Annotated in this window: 20 protein-coding genes and 1 pseudogene; 17 read left to right on the forward strand and 4 right to left on the reverse strand. The window is 39.7% G+C overall.

Annotated features, from left to right (window positions below; all coding sequences use genetic code 11):
* Positions 1-120 precede the first annotated feature (120 nt).
* From VHE99_11260 to VHE99_11280, 5 genes are all read left to right on the forward strand, one after another.
* Positions 121-327 carry a hypothetical protein gene (locus VHE99_11260; GenBank protein ID HVV69587.1) on the forward strand — a complete coding sequence of 69 codons (207 nt, stop codon included), beginning with the start codon at positions 121-123 and terminating at the stop codon, positions 325-327.
* Positions 328-338: 11 nt separating this feature from the next.
* A complete protein-coding gene (locus VHE99_11265; GenBank protein ID HVV69588.1) occupies positions 339-710 on the forward strand; it encodes an antiterminator Q family protein in 372 nt (123 codons plus the stop codon).
* A gap of 620 nt (positions 711-1,330) precedes the next feature.
* A complete protein-coding gene (locus VHE99_11270; GenBank protein ID HVV69589.1) occupies positions 1,331-1,564 on the forward strand; it encodes a hypothetical protein in 234 nt (77 codons plus the stop codon).
* Between the two features lie 82 nt (positions 1,565-1,646).
* Positions 1,647-1,991 carry a hypothetical protein gene (locus VHE99_11275; protein ID HVV69590.1) on the forward strand — a complete coding sequence of 115 codons (345 nt, stop codon included), beginning with the start codon at positions 1,647-1,649 and terminating at the stop codon, positions 1,989-1,991.
* 236 nt (positions 1,992-2,227) lie between these two features.
* Positions 2,228-3,616, forward strand: coding sequence for a hypothetical protein (locus VHE99_11280; GenBank protein HVV69591.1), 1,389 nt, complete (start codon positions 2,228-2,230; stop codon positions 3,614-3,616).
* Between the two features lie 7 nt (positions 3,617-3,623).
* Here VHE99_11280 and VHE99_11285 read toward each other — a convergent pair whose 3' ends face one another.
* Positions 3,624-4,403 carry a class I SAM-dependent methyltransferase gene (locus VHE99_11285; protein HVV69592.1) on the reverse strand — a complete coding sequence of 260 codons (780 nt, stop codon included), beginning with the start codon at positions 4,401-4,403 and terminating at the stop codon, positions 3,624-3,626.
* Here VHE99_11285 and VHE99_11290 point away from each other — a divergent pair.
* Positions 4,402-5,379, forward strand: coding sequence for an aldo/keto reductase (locus tag VHE99_11290; GenBank protein HVV69593.1), 978 nt, complete (start codon positions 4,402-4,404; stop codon positions 5,377-5,379). The genes VHE99_11285 and VHE99_11290 overlap by 2 nt on opposite strands.
* Here VHE99_11290 and VHE99_11295 read toward each other — a convergent pair.
* On the reverse strand, positions 5,376-6,647 hold the full coding sequence (locus VHE99_11295) for an MFS transporter (GenBank protein HVV69594.1): 1,272 nt from the start codon (positions 6,645-6,647) through the stop codon (positions 5,376-5,378). The two genes, VHE99_11290 and VHE99_11295, sit on opposite strands and share 4 nt — an antisense overlap.
* Positions 6,648-6,965: 318 nt before the next feature.
* Between VHE99_11295 and VHE99_11300 the strand changes: the two genes are divergently transcribed.
* Positions 6,966-7,118, forward strand: coding sequence for a hypothetical protein (locus VHE99_11300; protein HVV69595.1), 153 nt, complete (start codon positions 6,966-6,968; stop codon positions 7,116-7,118).
* Positions 7,119-7,243: 125 nt separating this feature from the next.
* Here the strand turns inward: VHE99_11300 and VHE99_11305 are convergent, their stop codons facing one another.
* Both VHE99_11305 and VHE99_11310 read right to left on the reverse strand, forming a co-directional pair.
* Complete coding sequence (locus VHE99_11305; GenBank protein HVV69596.1) at positions 7,244-8,320, reverse strand: mandelate racemase/muconate lactonizing enzyme family protein; 1,077 nt, start codon at positions 8,318-8,320, stop codon at positions 7,244-7,246.
* A gap of 64 nt (positions 8,321-8,384) precedes the next feature.
* Entirely contained in the window at positions 8,385-8,528 is a 144-nt protein-coding gene (locus VHE99_11310) for a hypothetical protein (protein ID HVV69597.1), read from the reverse strand.
* Positions 8,529-8,724: 196 nt separating this feature from the next.
* On the opposite strand from VHE99_11310, the pseudogene VHE99_11315 reads away from it, so the two are divergent.
* The 10 genes and pseudogenes from VHE99_11315 to traC all read left to right on the forward strand — a co-directional run bounded on the left by VHE99_11315 (position 8,725) and on the right by traC (position 16,623).
* Positions 8,725-8,919: pseudogene (locus VHE99_11315) on the forward strand (ParB N-terminal domain-containing protein).
* Positions 8,920-9,231: 312 nt separating this feature from the next.
* Positions 9,232-9,930, forward strand: a complete 699-nt coding sequence (locus VHE99_11320) for a DNA methyltransferase (protein ID HVV69598.1) — start codon at positions 9,232-9,234, stop codon at positions 9,928-9,930.
* A 120-nt stretch (positions 9,931-10,050) separates the two neighbouring features.
* Positions 10,051-10,419, forward strand: a complete 369-nt coding sequence (locus VHE99_11325) for a hypothetical protein (GenBank protein ID HVV69599.1) — start codon at positions 10,051-10,053, stop codon at positions 10,417-10,419.
* Positions 10,420-10,463: 44 nt separating this feature from the next.
* Complete coding sequence (locus tag VHE99_11330) at positions 10,464-10,784, forward strand: hypothetical protein (protein HVV69600.1); 321 nt, start codon at positions 10,464-10,466, stop codon at positions 10,782-10,784.
* A complete protein-coding gene (gene traL, locus VHE99_11335; protein ID HVV69601.1) occupies positions 10,781-11,068 on the forward strand; it encodes a type IV conjugative transfer system protein TraL in 288 nt (95 codons plus the stop codon). The genes VHE99_11330 and traL overlap by 4 nt, the downstream gene beginning before the upstream one ends.
* A gap of 3 nt (positions 11,069-11,071) precedes the next feature.
* Complete coding sequence (gene traE / locus VHE99_11340) at positions 11,072-11,644, forward strand: type IV conjugative transfer system protein TraE (GenBank protein HVV69602.1); 573 nt, start codon at positions 11,072-11,074, stop codon at positions 11,642-11,644.
* On the forward strand, positions 11,637-12,326 hold the full coding sequence (locus VHE99_11345) for a type-F conjugative transfer system secretin TraK (protein HVV69603.1): 690 nt from the start codon (positions 11,637-11,639) through the stop codon (positions 12,324-12,326). The genes traE and VHE99_11345 overlap by 8 nt, the downstream gene beginning before the upstream one ends.
* Positions 12,319-13,662, forward strand: coding sequence for a TraB/VirB10 family protein (locus VHE99_11350; GenBank protein ID HVV69604.1), 1,344 nt, complete (start codon positions 12,319-12,321; stop codon positions 13,660-13,662). The genes VHE99_11345 and VHE99_11350 overlap by 8 nt, the downstream gene beginning before the upstream one ends.
* A 9-nt stretch (positions 13,663-13,671) precedes the next feature.
* A complete protein-coding gene (gene traV / locus VHE99_11355) occupies positions 13,672-14,088 on the forward strand; it encodes a type IV conjugative transfer system lipoprotein TraV (protein ID HVV69605.1) in 417 nt (138 codons plus the stop codon).
* Positions 14,089-14,121: 33 nt separating this feature from the next.
* On the forward strand, positions 14,122-16,623 hold the full coding sequence (traC, locus tag VHE99_11360) for a type IV secretion system protein TraC (GenBank protein ID HVV69606.1): 2,502 nt from the start codon (positions 14,122-14,124) through the stop codon (positions 16,621-16,623).
* Positions 16,624-16,630: the final 7 nt, after the last annotated feature.

The following is a 16,630-nucleotide window of genomic DNA, read 5'->3' on the forward strand; positions in this document are numbered from 1 at the left end:
ATCTTTTTAAAGTGGATGGTGTTTTTAGCTCAATAAATGGCGCTGGTTTTGTGGACATATATTTCTCCAAAATGTTTTATATTTTGAGGAGAGTTTAAATGTTTGATGCGTGGTTATTAGGTGGGATTATTAGGGGTTTACTCTCCAGGCAATAAAAAAGCGGGTGTATCTGTCTGGATGATTGGTGATCCAGAAAAAGCTGCTGATGTTTATGCTCAAGGTGCCACGAGTAGCGGACGCCTGCAAAAAACCGCCTTGGCTGCTGCACTGCCAAAACAGGAAACTCCTGTCCTTACAAAGTTACCAACTGAAGAGGATAAACCATGAAGGAACCTTTCATGCATTACCTTGAAGAGCGTTTGCACCAATGGGCTGATTGGTATCTAAGTGGTAATTCCTACGGCCTAGGTTATCCACGTTGCTCAATCGAATATCGGATTTTATTGGAAGGGTGTATTCAGCATAATCCTGGGCCAAAACCGCTGCCGACTAATGAGGCAGCTGAGGAAATTGAAGCTTTAGTTAAGCAAATGGCGGAATACAACGAGAATATGGCGAAAGCTTTGCGTTGTCACTATTTTCTTACTGGCACGCTACGCACCAAATCAGCTAAGTTGAAAATTTCACACTCGCATTTCAAACATTACGTTGATATGGGACACCAATGGTTGGCGGGAAGATTATTCGCTAAGAGGGATCCAATCATCTAGTCACCCTAAATTACATATCTAAACATTTAAAAAAGCGGGGAATAATAAGACTACAGACAGAAAATTCAAATTCAACTTATGCTAAAAATATAATCTTTCCTTAACTATAGTTTTTTCTTTCCATTGGTTTTATAACGGGGTATTAACTATAAGATTATTTAATTTCAATGGAATATTATATTTTCATGTGTTGATACGTGTTAAGAGTTTAATATGAAGTAATAAAAATTTGCAAATAACTTAGCAAAGTAAATTAATGGGTCACAATGCTTAGTAGCAAATTGATTACCTAATTTGAATATGTTTTATATTCATCTATCTTATTGATTACTCTGGAATTTTATCTGCTCTACCAATGCGGTCATAACGCAATTGACCCTACAATTTATCCTCTATGTTTAATGTCTTAACCCAAATGTATCCCATTGTATTGTTTGGTAATTACTCAGTGTTTTTGGGTAGTGATTTTACTATAGTAAATTAAGGTAATTGATTTTGGGGAGGCTCTCTGATCTTTTATTAATCTCCATATATGATGAAATAGCTTCTGTGGTTAAGGTTCTTTTAAGGGGTGCCCCAAAGAACAAACATGTATTAAATTCTATATTGGAGATTACTTTATGAATAACAGAAAATCTATATCAGAGAATGATTTATTTGCAATGTATTTAAAAACTATAGTTCGCGAACCAAAGCCTGAATCAATGACCAAGACACTTTATATAACTTGTTTAGCCATTAATATTCTTGAGCAAACAGGCAATAAATTTCCAACACAGATTGAAATAGATGCAGTTGAAGCGAATCTAAAAAAATATAGCCGAAGAAAATCAGTGTTAAAGAAAGCTGCTTAAAACTCAAAAATTGGCAGCTAATTTATTTTTTTAAAAACCATAATCAAATGCAAAATATGTGTAACTAATTAAGGTATTTATAATGAAACCATCATTGAAAAAAACAGGCCATGATATTTGTCCAGTTAAAGTTTTATTAGTTGAAGGCAACGAATCCAAACAACTGGAACAGTTAAGAGTGCTAAAAGACCTAGGTTGTCAAGTAGATATAGCATCTAGTGGATTGTTAGCGTTGGATATGTATGATGCTGGTTATGATGTGATTATTGCGGGTAATGATTTAAAAAATGTTAATAGTGTTCAACTAACACAAATCATTCATACTCATAGACCAAATTCGAATGTGATTCTAATAACCACAACTAGCTTTACAGATATTATAAATCAGGTAAATTTAGCTAGAAATAATAATGCAAGCTTTCATTAAGCGCCAAGAAGTGTTTTATGATAATAGAGGAGAAACATTCTATTTTTTCCTGGGGGTAATCTTATAATTTAGACAGTCCCAATCCTATTTTCTAACCCTTTGCTTAGAGAAAGCAAAGGGTAACAAGCCATATCTCAGCCAAGTTGTAATTAATCTTTATTTCTATCATAATTCTAGTCTTTGCCTACTCTCTCTTAGAGGGAGCAAACGCGAGTAGCAATTAAAGGGAAAGCTTTATGAGTAAAATAAAGATCGCTCCAGAATGCAAGGAATTGGTTTGGCAGAAAGAGGTGACCTGGGACAAAGTAAGAGACAAGGTAATGGAGATAAATCCTGCCTTAGCTTCTATAATCGATGAATTCAGCCCTTCCTCTAAATATACATTGATCTTAGCCAGCTATCCTTTTGGCACCAATATCCGTAACAAAGGAGAATTGTTTTTGCCCACAGAGCAGGGACAGTTGGCTACGCTTGATGAGCCCAGTATTTCACTCAGCCTACGAGAGAATCTAAGCTATAGTTCCTCCCCATTAGTCCTTATCCTGGATAAATCTGTAGAAATTTACGTTGAAACACCAGAACAACGCACAATCCCCTTAAAACTGTTTCGTGCGGGTGTAACTTTAGGGGTTTGGGAACTCCTAAAGCAGGTACCAGTCTTTCTAAGACGCAAATGGAATTGGAGCATTTCGGCAGGCGCTCATACATTATTTATGCTCCCCAAAATAATGGATACTGCTAGCCATCGTAAACTACAAACTGCTTATCATACACGCATTCATGTCCCCAATAATATTTTCGAACAAAGCAGTGTATTTACCGAAATTTTTAACCATACTGCAGATAAACACCCTTGGGCAACCCAGGTTTTATTTTTTACTAAGAAATGGTTCGAACCGCACCCTAAAAATATTGGATGGTTTAAGTTGCAGGAATACTGGGCACAAGAAGCATGGACACAGCTACATTATTGGTATAATAAAATTGTTCTTGACTTTAATTGGGAAGTTTATATGGCGGAATTAGTGCGGCGCAAAATTAGACTTAAGCCATATTACCTGGATACGGTGAAACATTTAATTTCGATCGGTTGCGGAGTCATTCCTGGCTTCAGACCGGCTGATGATAGCGAACAAGTAGGACCTACCCAAACGATACAGAGTGCATATGTTAATGATTATGGGCTAAAAACTTATATCCCCATTCTTATGTATCCGGATTTTTTGAATCCTAGCAGCGAAGTTGATATGGTTTATTATTCTCTTCAGGCTCCCAGCTTACCCGAGAAGCCCTCTGAATTTGGAGTTTACTCTAGCGTATTAACTGTCATGCGCGAATTGAAAGAATATATGGACATTTTTCTTGAGATATTGGATAAATGGCCTAAATCTCAATCCCTTCAAGGATTTGATTTTGTGGAATCGGTAAAGTTTGAATATTTTCATATTGAAGCAGATGAACAAAATGGGATTTTACACACCTCGGCTATATCTGAAACAGATCCGGCTTTTAGCTTAGATGCAAAAAAATATGGGAAACGTAAATTTCCTGAAAACTCTCCGTTTTTTAAAGGTTGTATTCGCATTTCATTTAAAACTGATTCTTCACATGAATTAACCACCTGATACTATTTTATAATTTTTTAGCTATTAATATAAAACCATTAGAGGTTTTATTATCCATTGTCTTAAATGTTGTTTTGTGGAAAATCTTAATATCAAACTGCGATAAAATCTGACGAATATGTTCTTCAGTATGGTGGCGCAATACCGCGCCTCCTGCAACATGAAATACGCCATAAGGAAATTCATTTGAGTTTGGAAATTCCTGATAACGTTTTAAATTATACTCATCATCATTAATAATAAAATCTGCTAAGTAAAGGATACCTCCAGGTTTTAAAACTCGAAGTATTTCTTTAATCAGATATTTTTGTTGGCTCTCACCAGCAATACATCCCAAAACTGCTGATAATATGATTGCATCAAAAAATTCATTTTGATATGAAATATCAATATCATTATTTTTTTTAAAGATCACATTAGGGTAAGTTTTTCTTGCAAGGTCAAGCATCTGTTCAGAAAAATCTGCACCATACAAGTGATTAAATTTATATTTTATTAGCTCTCCCAAAATTCTTCCATATCCGCAACCAAAGTCTAAAACAACATCAGTAGGATTAACATACTTTATAAAAATTTCAGCATCAAATTGAGTATGAAATTTTTTTTCTGCTGCGACACTATCCCAATATTGCATTTGTTCATTGAGATTATTTTGGGGTAATGGTAGATTTTTTTTAGGGGAGCTATTCATATGAGAAAATGGGAATTTTTGTATTGGGACAAAAAATATCTTATACTTAGCCAATCTAAAAGTAAAATATTTCTCATAAATTTGGAGCAACAACATGTTATATAGAAAATTAGGGTATACGGGCTTCGACACCAGTTTGCTTGGCTTTGGAACATGGCAATTAGGTAATCAGCGCTGGGCATTGCCAGCTAATACTGACAGTGTTCGTTTATTACAGGAGGCTCATGATTTAGGAGTTAATGTCTACGATGTAGCCGTAGTGTATGGTCAATATCTAGATACACAAGGATATTTACAAAGTAAATCGCAGGAAATTCTAGGTAAAGCATTCGCTAAACAAAGAGACAGAGTTATTTATTGCCTTAAGCTAGGACAATTTGATGAATATAGCCACAGACATGATTATAATCCCAAACGTCTTGTAGAACAATTTCAACAATCATTACGTCGTCTACAAACTGACTATGTTGATATCTGTTTAATCCATGCCCCTTCTCTTCAAGAAGTAAAATCTCAAAAAGCCATCAGTGTGTTGCAAACACTGCAAGCACTAGGACATATCCGCATGATTGGTTATAGTTTTGAGGCAGAGCCAGAACATACACTCCATGCAATTCAGCAACAAATTGATGTGATTATGTTGCAATATAATCTCTTAGATCAGGAATGCGCTAGCGCAATTGAACAAGCTCGATTGCATGGCGTTGGCGTTTTAGCAGGCGGCCCTTTTAAACGTGGCTACCTTACAGGCAAATATCGCAATTTAGGCGAATTACCTGCTGAAGATGATTACTGGCAATGGAACTTGAAGCTAAATAAAAACAAAATACAACAACAATTACTGCGCGTTAATGCCCTGTTAGATGAGTATGGTTCGCCTGAAAACTTACGCCATGCTGCCTTACAATTCATCTTAAATCAGGCAGGGGTAGCTTCTTGCATTGTGGGTCATAGAAGCATCGCAGAAGTTAAAGAAAATCTTCGATTCGTTAAGGAATTATTAAGCATAGTGCAGCCAGTTGCTTTACAGATTCAGGAAACACATGAAAGTAAAATGTTAATGTCTGCTTAAGATTTAGCGCGTTGCTCTCTTATAAGACAAGCTAAAAATATACAACAGACAAAAGCTAACGGAAGTAATGAAAAAGCCAGTTGGTTGCTTGTAAAGTAAGATCCCAGCTGGCTAGTTGTATTTTTCAGCAACCATCCAAATAGTGGCTGAAAAAGTCCCCCAACCCCCATAATGATAATTGACGCAAATCCCAGTGCAGTAGAAGAGAGAATCGGTGGATTATTCTCTACGATGAGCGGATAAGTAAGTGATTGGGCGCTCGTAAAGAATCCAATTAGAAAAAATAGCATACTGAGAGCTGTTTCTGATAATTGCCGATTGAAGAATACAATAAGAATCAAGGCTAATGAAAAAATAGCTGCGATTAACATAGGTAGCTTTCTTCGCTGAATCTTATCTGACCAAAACCCAAAGATTGGCGAACCTATAATAGTACCCACATAAATCATGCTGGTAATTTCAGCAGCCTGTAACGAAGTTAAATGGTGTTCTTGCGTCAAATAAACGATACCCCACAATGCTCCCAATATCATGATTGGAAGATTAAGCAGGCATGTGTAAAACGCTGGAATCCAGTTTTGAGTTAACTTCATCACTTGCTTCACATTGTTCAATATTGTAAATATATCTGAATTAACCCATGTAGCCTTAATATCTTTAGGAGGATCTTTCAGGAAAATCAACATCACCACCCAGATTAGAATTCCTAATGCACCTAAAATCAGAAATATGCTGCGCCAGTTCATATAATCAACCAATAATACTAACGGCGCTTGAGCTACTATTCCTCCCAACAAACCCACAGTAACCATGCAGCCTAAAGCTAATGCCATACGATTAGGCAACCAACGCGCCGCTACTCGACAGCAGCCTAAAAATGCTAGGCTATGCATTGTTCCTGATAGAAAGCGTCCAATGATTGCCACCCATAATATTTGGGCTTGAGAAAATAATAATATTCCAGCTGTGGCAACTATGATGGCGCCCAATAATAGTTTTCTTACAGAAAAATGGTCGAGCAATATACCGGCTGGAATAAAAAAAATAGCAAGACCATACATATAGAAAGCGGATAGCTGTCCCAACTGGGTGGTGCTAAGTCTAAATGAGTGCATTATCTCCGTCCCTAAAGTATTAAAAGAGCTCATATCTAGGAACTGATAAAAAAAGAATAAAGCAACAGATAAACAAACTATCCAAGGATAAAATCGTGTTTTGAAATTAACTACCTCTTGTCCAAGAGGGCTGATGTTGTGCTGTTTTGACATGAGCAAGATATCCTTAGGAATGTCGGAGTTTAATATAGGCTGAGTTTTTCATACTAGGCGCTAATTTCTGCTAAAATTTATATTAAAATATAAAAAAATACTATATTTTAATATTCTTCTGTTCTGCTAGGTTGCCGCGCCCCAAGAATTGTATTTTTTTTATACAAACAGCTAATGGACTACATTTTCCATCTTTAGCTTATGTTTTAATAGTTTCATTGAATAACCCATCGTTTCTCCAGGGAGGGAGACCAAGGACGGAAGCAAAAAGCAAAATACTATGATCCTAATATTAATTAAACTTAGAGCCTCAATACCATGTTAATTGATTTACCACAGCCAATACAGCAGCAAGTAGTATACTACCTCGAAGCAGATAATTTTATAGCCGCTAAAGAGCTTCACGACCAATACTTGTATGATTGTACTTATGAGAAAAAAAGTAGTGATGGTATCTATGAGCCATCATAAACATAATGATAACATTTTCAGAAATTAGCACACTGGCCAAAAAATCCATAGATTTCCACTGCCATGCCATTGGTAGATTTGATTTTACTGAAATATTTTAAATATCTTTTCAACTATAGTTACAATCAAAAAAATTGATATTTTTGAATACTTCTATCAGAAATAGTGACTCCATGACCCGGAGTTTCCGGCAGTACGATTTTTCCATTTGTAATAGTAAAATCGTTATTAAAAAAATCATCTGGAAAAAAATCAATATGCTCGACATAATGTTGATTAGCTAAACCTGCAAGACTGAGTGATAGCTCATGAAATAAATGTGCTCCTAGCTTCAATCCATAGTCATTGATTATCTCAGCACTCCGTACAAATTCCGTAATCCCACCTTGATATATCACATCAGGTTGAAGAATTTGTGCAGCTTTAAGCTCACAAGCATCTTTTATTTGCCAATGAGAATTCATATTCTCCCCTGTAGCAATAGGAATTGAACTTAATTCCGCCAGATGTGACAGCTCAGTGATGCTGGCGCTGTATAGAGGTTCCTCAAACCAAAGCACATCGTATTCAGCAAGAATTTTACTCATTTCTACAGCTGATGCAAAATCATAAAACTGGTTGGCATCCACTATTAATTCCAGCTCTGATCCAAATGTTTGGCGTAAAAATTGAATACGGGTCAAGTCATTATCAGAACCAATACGCATTTTAAAATACTTACAGCCTCTATCTAAATACCAAACAATATCAGTCACCATTTCTTTATTGGTATCAATAAGCCAGCCACCATTGCCATAGACAGGGATATGTTTTTCTTCGATATTAAGCAATTGATGTAAGGGTTTTTGCGCTGCTTTTCCCAATAGATCCCATAATGCAATATCTATTGCCGCCAGAGCATAAAGTCCATAACTCGATTGCAAGTGATTGCGTTTGTTTAACCACAAGCTTAACCATAATTTCTCAGGCGTGGTAAATTCTTTTTCAAGCAAATTTGGAGCAAAGAATATTTTAATAAAATTCTCAACTAATTGAACATCAGATAAACTCACTGTTCTTATTAATCCTTGACCTTCCAAACCTTCATCTGTTTTTAAAATTAATAATAGACAAAATGCTTGTTCAAGATTGATATGGCGCGTACGCATTGGCTTATTTAAGGGAATTTTCAATTTAATGGTTTCCAAAGCGGCAATTTTCATGTTAAACCCCTTAATATTAGTGCCCATGAATGAATGGTTGAAACACCCATAAATAGTAATTAATTTAATCTTGTAATGCAGCAGGTATTTTTATGATCTTTATTATTGCGATGGCTCCGCACAGCCAGGTTGTATTGGGCTCTGCAATTCGGGCATGATGCAATTCGGGCAGATGCAATTCGGGCAAATGCAATTCGGGCAAATGCAATTCGGGCTCTTGACTTTGTAAAACCAAACATGCTATAAATTCTCTATCATGTAATAGTTGTAACTAAAACCTGACCATGCAGGTTTTTTTATATCTAAACTCCCTCAACCCACCCAGCTTCATTAATAGCTCGGTGGGTTTTTTAATGCCCGCAATTTGAGGTGACCCCATGCAAATCAACTAGGTATCTCCAGATCAAATCCGCCCCTACGAAAACAACCCCCGTAAAAATACCGCCACCGTCGAAAAATTAACCCAGAGCTTATCTGAATATGGCTGGCAACAACCCATTGTCGTGGATAAAGACAATATCATCATTGTTGGTCATGCACGCTGGCAGGCAGCACAAAAACTCGGCATGGATAAGGTACCAATATGCTGCGCCGCTGATTTGACTGAAACACAAGTACGTAGCTACCGTCTAGCCGATAACCGCTTAGCTGATGAATCCCGATGGGATGCCAAATTTTTAAGTGCCGAACTAGCTGAACTCCAGAAGTTAGATGCAGATTTATCACTCACCGGATTTCGTGAAACTGAATTGAGTCAGTTATTAAGCGATCTGACCGAAACCATGATCGATCCCGATAGTGTGGCAGCCATTACTGAAGAAACTATCAGTCAACGGGGCGATATCTGGCTACTGGGTTCACATCGTGTCATGTGTGGCGATGCCAGCATTCCAGAAGAAGTTGCGCAGTTAATGGCTGGGCAAAAAGCCAACCTTGTTTTTACTGATCCTCCCTATAATGTGGATTATAAAGGCGGAATAAAAAACCGAAGAAAAGGCAAAACCCGACGCAATATATATAACGATAACTTACCTATTGAAGTTTATACCCAATTACTGCAAGCAGCCCTCACGAATATGGCTACTTATTCCGAGCCTGACGCCTCTTTATATTTATGCCATTCAGATCAGTATTTGCCGCTAATCCAATCTGCACTCACCGGCGCTGATTATTGCGTCAGGGCAGTTTTGGTCTGGGCAAAACAGCATTTTGTTTTCAACTATTCCCGCTATAAAACCCAACACGAGCCTATTCTTTATTGTCATCGTATCGGTCAAAAAGATGTTTGGTATGGCGATAGTAAGCAAAGCACTTTGTGGTGCTTTGATCGGCCAGTGAAAAGCGATTTACATCCGACCATGAAACCCGTTGCTTTAATTCAACAAGCTTTATACAACTCCAGCTTGCCAGGTGATCGCGTCTTAGATCTGTTTGGTGGTTCTGGTTCTACGTTAATGGCTTGTCACAACAATCAACGACAAGCATTTCTAATGGAAATCCAGCCAAATTATGTAGATGTCATCATCCGCCGTTGGCAACAGCAAACCAAAGGCGAAGCCATACGCGAACAAGATAAACAAAGCTTTGCAGCATTAGAGTCCCTGCAATAACTCCTAAACGTTTTGCCCATTTTGCCCCGTCCAACCAAAAAAACCTTAGTAAAAATAATACATTACAAATTGAGATTTTCAGCAATTCATAATCAGAGGCTGAATTTGGAGTTTCTCCTGATGACCAGACCGCCCATTGCACCCACTGAAGACATGAAAACACGCATTTATGAAGCCTTTCGTGTTGGCGCCTCATTAGAACAGGCAGCCAAATACGCAGGCATCAGTCGTCGCACGCTCAAGCGCTGGATTGACCAAAGTAAATTTGAAAAACACGGCAAGCTCGTAAGCTTCTGGCAACAGATTGAAAAAGCCAAAGCTGAATTAATCATCTCGCTATTAGTCAAAATAAATCACGCCGCGACTAAAAATTGGAAAGCTGCTGTTTGGAAACTGGAGCATATATGTCCCAGTCTTTACGGTAAAACTACCAACAAAGACACCCCAGCAGAAGATGATCCATTTGATGCTGAGGAAGATGAAATCTAACTTCTGCTAGTTCGTTGCAATTTATCTACTTCGAGGAAATTTCTATGAAATCATTATACCCATCATTTTGGCACCGCCTGGCAGATCCACGCTGGCAGGTATTGTTAAAAATTTTACTCGCCTTAGGATTATTTTTCGGCTGCTACCTCAATGCCTTTGCTGATGGTGTCGACATACTGAAGGGAACTGATTCAAACTTTTGGTCGACTTTTAACGGCACCGGCAAAGTCTATCTATATATTGGTGAGGCCATTATTGCCATCGTCATGTTTATCAAATCCCGCAATATGATTGCTTTTATCGGTATTATCTCGGTTGCGGTATTTATTGATATTTTCCTGCATATTGCGGGGCAAACATCATGAACGATCGCTACCACATTCCTCAGCACTTAGATGAACCTTTCAAACTGATTTTATGGACAATCGATGAGTTTATTCTGCTGGTGATGCCTTTTCTCATTGGCATGATTTTTTTGAATAGCCCCTTGATAGGTTTAGGGATCGGCACCGGCCTGCTCTGGGGTCTAAAACGCATCAAAGGCGAACAAGGGCACTATTTTCTATACAACTTACTGTACTGGTATTTACCCAGTCTATTTCGCTTCAAAGCCACCCCACCTTCGTATCAACGTGAACTTCTAGGTTAAGCTATGAAAACCGCCATACAACAATCCCGCCTGCAAGAATTGATCGCACGACGCAATGGCTACCTGGTTTTATCAGTTGGGTTACTATTGTTGTGCATTTTGCTATCTGCAATGGTGCTGCGCCTAATTGGACGTGAACGGATTATTATTACCCCACCCGTCGTGCACCGCTCTTTCTGGGTAGACAATAACCAAGTTTCTCCTGAATACCTCACTGAAATGACTGCTTTTCTGGCACAGCTGCGTCTCACTGTGACACCCACCAGCGCTGAATACCAGCGTGAAACCCTGCTGCGTTATACCGATGCTTCTTATTATGGTGAATTCAAAAATGAACTCGTAGCCGAGGCCGACCATTTAAACAAAAGCCACGTAAGCCTAGCTTTTTACCCCACTCATATCTCAGTAGATGCACCCAATCTCACCGCGCATATCACTGGTGATCTGGTTTCTACCATTGGCAATGCGCCACTTGCCCCTGCCCATATCACATACCAGGTAAGTTACCGCTATCTCAATGGGCAATTACGATTGCAATCATTTCAAGAGCAACCAGAGGATAAACCGCATGCATAAACTCACCATCATTCTACTATTAATAGCACCGTTATTTGCTGGTGCCCATACTGTTCGCGTCAATGACAATACCACCGTTAAAGCCAATATTTCTGCTCTGGAACCTACGCGTATTTCAGTAGCCGGTGATCGCATCAGCTCAATCCGCGGTGTAGAAGGCGCTTATACGTATAAAAACGATAATAGTTTAGGTGCGATTTTCATCAAACCCAGTGAAGCTTACCAACATAAATCCTTTTATATTTTTATCGCCACCGAGCAAAACCACAGTTATGTGTTGCAGTTAACACCTACCAGCGCTGCAGCAGGATTTTTGGTATTACAACCTAAACCAACCAGTCCTTCACCCTCATCCCAAGAGACAGACTCACCTTACGAAACACAGCTATCCAATTTGATGCGCCTCATGGTCAACGGCACAGGCTCTGACGAATATGCCATGAACCTAGTGCACTCCAATGTGCAGCGTTGGAACAAACAGCTGAATATTAGCGTCTTGGCTGTGTTTGAAGGTTCAGAACTACAAGGCACTGTGTATCGCATTAAAAATCGCTCACACCAACTCGTCTCGTTAAACGAATTATTATTTTACCGCTCAGGTGATCGCGCCATTGCGCTGCAAAACGATCAGATTCCTGCACAAGGGCAAACGTTACTCTATAAGGTGACACATCATGGATAAACCCAATGATAAAACCAGCGTTACTAAAAACAGCGAAGTGAAAAAGAAGCAGCAAAGGAATTTGATGATTGCGGGTATTGCTGCCGTTGCTTTGTTTTGGGCTGGATCTTTATTACTCTCGCAGAGCAGTTCAAATAACAAAGCCGTTAAAAAACCGGAAACCTCGACTGATTTCACCAGTCCTTTAAGCCATGTTAATGAGAACAGTATTTGGGTAGAGCGCACACAAAACGCACTCGCTAAACAACAAAAAACTACAGAAACTCTACAACAACAACTGCAATTGCTAAGCCAAGATAAAGAGAAACAAGCACAAAGCAGCCAAAACGAGAACAAACAAGTCGAAGCCTTGCAAAATCAAGTCAATCAGCTGCAACAAACTCTTAACAAAAATAAACCCAGCGGTGTTGCTAGTGGCGGGGAATTCCCATCCGCACCTGGCACTAGTATAGATGGCATGAATGATGGCACTGGCATCAGCGAAGATGTTTTGCAATTAACCCCGCAAAATCTCAGCCTGAAGACTTCTGCCATCCCTTCCAGAAATCCAGATACCTATGTGCCGTCAGGTACGTTTGTACGCGCCGTTATGATCGGTGGCGCAGATGCTTCTGCCGGTGTCAGCAGTCAGAGCAATCCCACTCCGACATTGTTCCGCATTATCGATCCAGGCACCTTACCCAACCACCATAAAAGCCATCTCAAAGATTGTGTTGCCACTGCAGCTGTTATTGGCGATATCTCTTCCGAACGCGGCCAAATGCGTTTGGAACGCTTAAGCTGTGTCAGCCCCAAAGGACAAATTATCGACATGCCAGTAGCAGGCACCGTGTTTGGACCCGAAGGTAAAAACGGCGTCCGCGGTATGCCATTGTGGCGTGAAGGTGCTCTACTTAAGCGCGCTTTTATCGCCGGCAGCTTATCTGGGTTATCAAGCGGTATTGCGCAACAATACACATCCACTGCCTTAAATCCCTATGGTTCCACAACCACGGTTAACAATAGTGATATTTTTAAATACGGCGCAGCACAGGGTGCAAGCAATGCAATGGATAAATTAGCCGATTACAACATTCGTCGTGCGGATCAATACCATCCAGTGATTCAGCTCAGTGCAGGCACTGTAGTCGATATCGTATTTTTAGAAGGTTTTTATTTAGATGGACAAAAGCATGATGATAAAACGGAAGTGACTGTACCACCTTTTGCTATGACAACTACCACCAGTACTGGTTCTTCAGCATCACTGTCAACCCCACCGCCGCAAACACTACCCCTAACACCACAACAAATTGAAATGCTCAAATCTCAAACTACCCAATCAGCTAATTCTTAGGAAATCCTCATGACCATGCTATCACTTATCAGAAAACCACCGTTTTTTTACGTCAGCTTATTGTTTTTATTTTTAACCGGATGCACCGGCCTTAATTCTAATTTTAGCTGCCCTCTACAACCTGGTGTGCAATGTAACAGCTTAGATCAGGTGAACACCATGATTGACCAGGGAAAAATAGGAGCTAAATCTACGGGCAATTCAAACGCTTTAACAACTGTACCCAGTCAATCGGTGTTATCTGCCAACTTGCCCACAGCTTTTGCCAACTTTGTTGGGATGCGTTATCCAGAAACCGTGATGCGCATTTGGGTAGCGCCTTATCAAGACCAAGACGGTAACTATCATCAGCCAGGTGCTTTGTACAGTGTGGTTAAACCAGGGCGTTGGGTCAACAATCCTGTTTTAGCTACTGATAATTCCTAAGATAAATTACTTTTTTACATTTCGAGATTCCACATGAAAAACTGGTTTAATTTCTCGCGCTGGGGCGAGATCATTTCAAATTGCTTAGGTGAATCCATGCAATTCGGCGTCAGCAAAAAAACACCCTCGTCACAAATTCTTGGTGACTTCTTTGATCAATACCCGCTATCCAGTTTATTGCCTTATGAAACCTACGATCCCGACACCCAATTGTTTTATAACAAAAAGAGTCAGGGATTTATGCTGGAAGTGTCACCACTGACTGGTGCTAACGAACAAACCGTACAGATTCTAGCTAGCTTGTTAACTGATGTTTTGCCCACTTCAGCTGATCTGCAGTGCCTGTTGTGGGCTTCAGATAAAGTCGGTGACAGTATTGATGCATTTGCCATCGAGCGCTCTCAACACAGTGGGATTTTTTCATGGCTGGCACAAAAGCGCGCCGAGTTTTTAAAAAATGGTACTTTGCAATCTTTAGCCGCTGACGGTAATTTTATTTTACGCGATTTTAAACTCTACCTCGTAGTATCCATGCCCCACAAAAACCAAACAAATATAGAAGAGTTGTCTCAAGTACGCGATGATATCACCAGTTCATTACGCTCCTTACAAATGGCAAGCCGCAATATTCCCATTGAAAACTTTCTGAGTTTAATGACAGATTTATTAAATCCTTCCTCTACTTGTTACGCCGCACATCAACCTTGGCATGAATTGGATGCACTGTCATTGCAAATGACCGATCCAGAATATCAGCTGACAGTACACCCTAATCAATTAAAATTAAACTCCGAACAAGAGAATTGGGATATCCGCTGTTTTACTGTGCGAGATTTTCCGCAAACCATGACACAATGGTTAATGAGTGAAAATCTAGGGCAATTATTCAACAACGCATTACAAATTCCCTGTCCCTTTTTGATTAGCTTGCATGTGCGCCCACTAGATCAGGAGAAATCCAGCGCCCGTGCCCAGATGAATTTTCTTAATAAAGATTCTACTGCCAGAAGTCCCTTAGCCAAATTTAAACCCACGATTCGCCAAGAGCATCACGATTGGGCATTTGTACGTGATCGTTTAGCTGAAGGCGACCGATTGGTTAAAGTGTTTTATCAAGTCGTCATCTATGCGCAACCCAATTATGCCACCAGCGCTGAGCGCAAAGTGCGTGATTTATACCGCGCCAACGGCTGGAAATTGCGCAAAGAAGCTTTTTTGCAATTGCAGTCATGGCTAGCCATGTTACCCATGATGGTCACTGAAGGATTGTACGATGACTTACGGCTATTTGGCCGATTACGCACCTTGAATGCCTTCGCTGCGGCTAATTTATTACCCCTGCAAGGCGAATGGAAAGGCATGCAACGTCCAAGTTTATTACTGCCAGGCCGACGTGGGCAAATTGCTATTTGGAACCCATTTGATAATCCCGATGGTAATTACAATGTAGCCATTGCAGCCAAATCAGGTAGCGGTAAATCTGTCCTGACGCAAGAATATATTGTCGCGTTATTAGGTTCAGGTGGCAGAGTCTGGGTAATCGATGTTGGCCGCTCTTATGAAAAGACCTGCCATATGCTGGGTGGCGAGTTTATTGAGTTCAAGACCGACAGTCAGATTTCTTTAAATCCCTTTACTTTCATTAAGTACTTCGATGATTCACTCGAAATTTTAAAACCCCTGTTAGCTGCAATGGCAAGACCTAATGGTAACGTTACCGACGAAGAAATGACTTACCTGGAAAAAGCTTTAAAAGCAGCCTGGACGGAATATGGTAATCAGGCCAGCATCACGCAGGTTTCCAATTGGTTATCTCAGCAACAAAATGAAACTTGCGAACGTTTAGGTCATTTGCTTTACACCTACACGCAAGATGGCATGTATGGCAAATATTTTGAAGGTCGCTGCACGCTGAATTTTGACAATCCCTTCGTGGTTTTAGAATTAGAAGAGCTGAAAGCTAAAAAAGACTTGCAGAAAATTGTGTTATTGGTGCTGATGTATCAAATTTCCGAGCGCATGTACTTAGGCACGCGCACGCAAACTAAATCCTGTGTTATAGATGAAGCCTGGGATTTGCTCGATGGCGATAACGAAGGTGCAGCCAAATTTATCGAAACCGGCTACCGCAGGGCACGACGTTATAACGCTAATTTTGTCACCATCACCCAATCCATTAATGATTACTTCAAAAATGCTACCGCCATCGCTGCCTATGAAAATTCTGACTATAACCTGATTCTCGGACAAAAATCTGAAGCGATCGATCAATTAAAAGCTTCTAAACGGCTCAATATGGATGCTTATACTGAACGTCTGTTTAAAGATTTGAAAAAAACAGACGATTATTCCGAATGCATCATCAAAAGCCCACAAGGGCTATCTTTGCATCGCATTATTTTCGATCCCTATTCACGCATTCTCTATTCTTCTAAAGGTGAAGAGTTTGAAGCGGTGAAACAGCTACAAGCACAAGGCTTATCTTTGAAAGACGCTATCGCCAAAGTGGCCGAGCTTAAATTTAAAAAACCCTGACTCTCAT

The sequence above is a fragment of the Gammaproteobacteria bacterium genome (assembly GCA_035546635.1).
Classification (GTDB): domain Bacteria; phylum Pseudomonadota; class Gammaproteobacteria; order JAURND01; family JAURND01; genus DASZWJ01.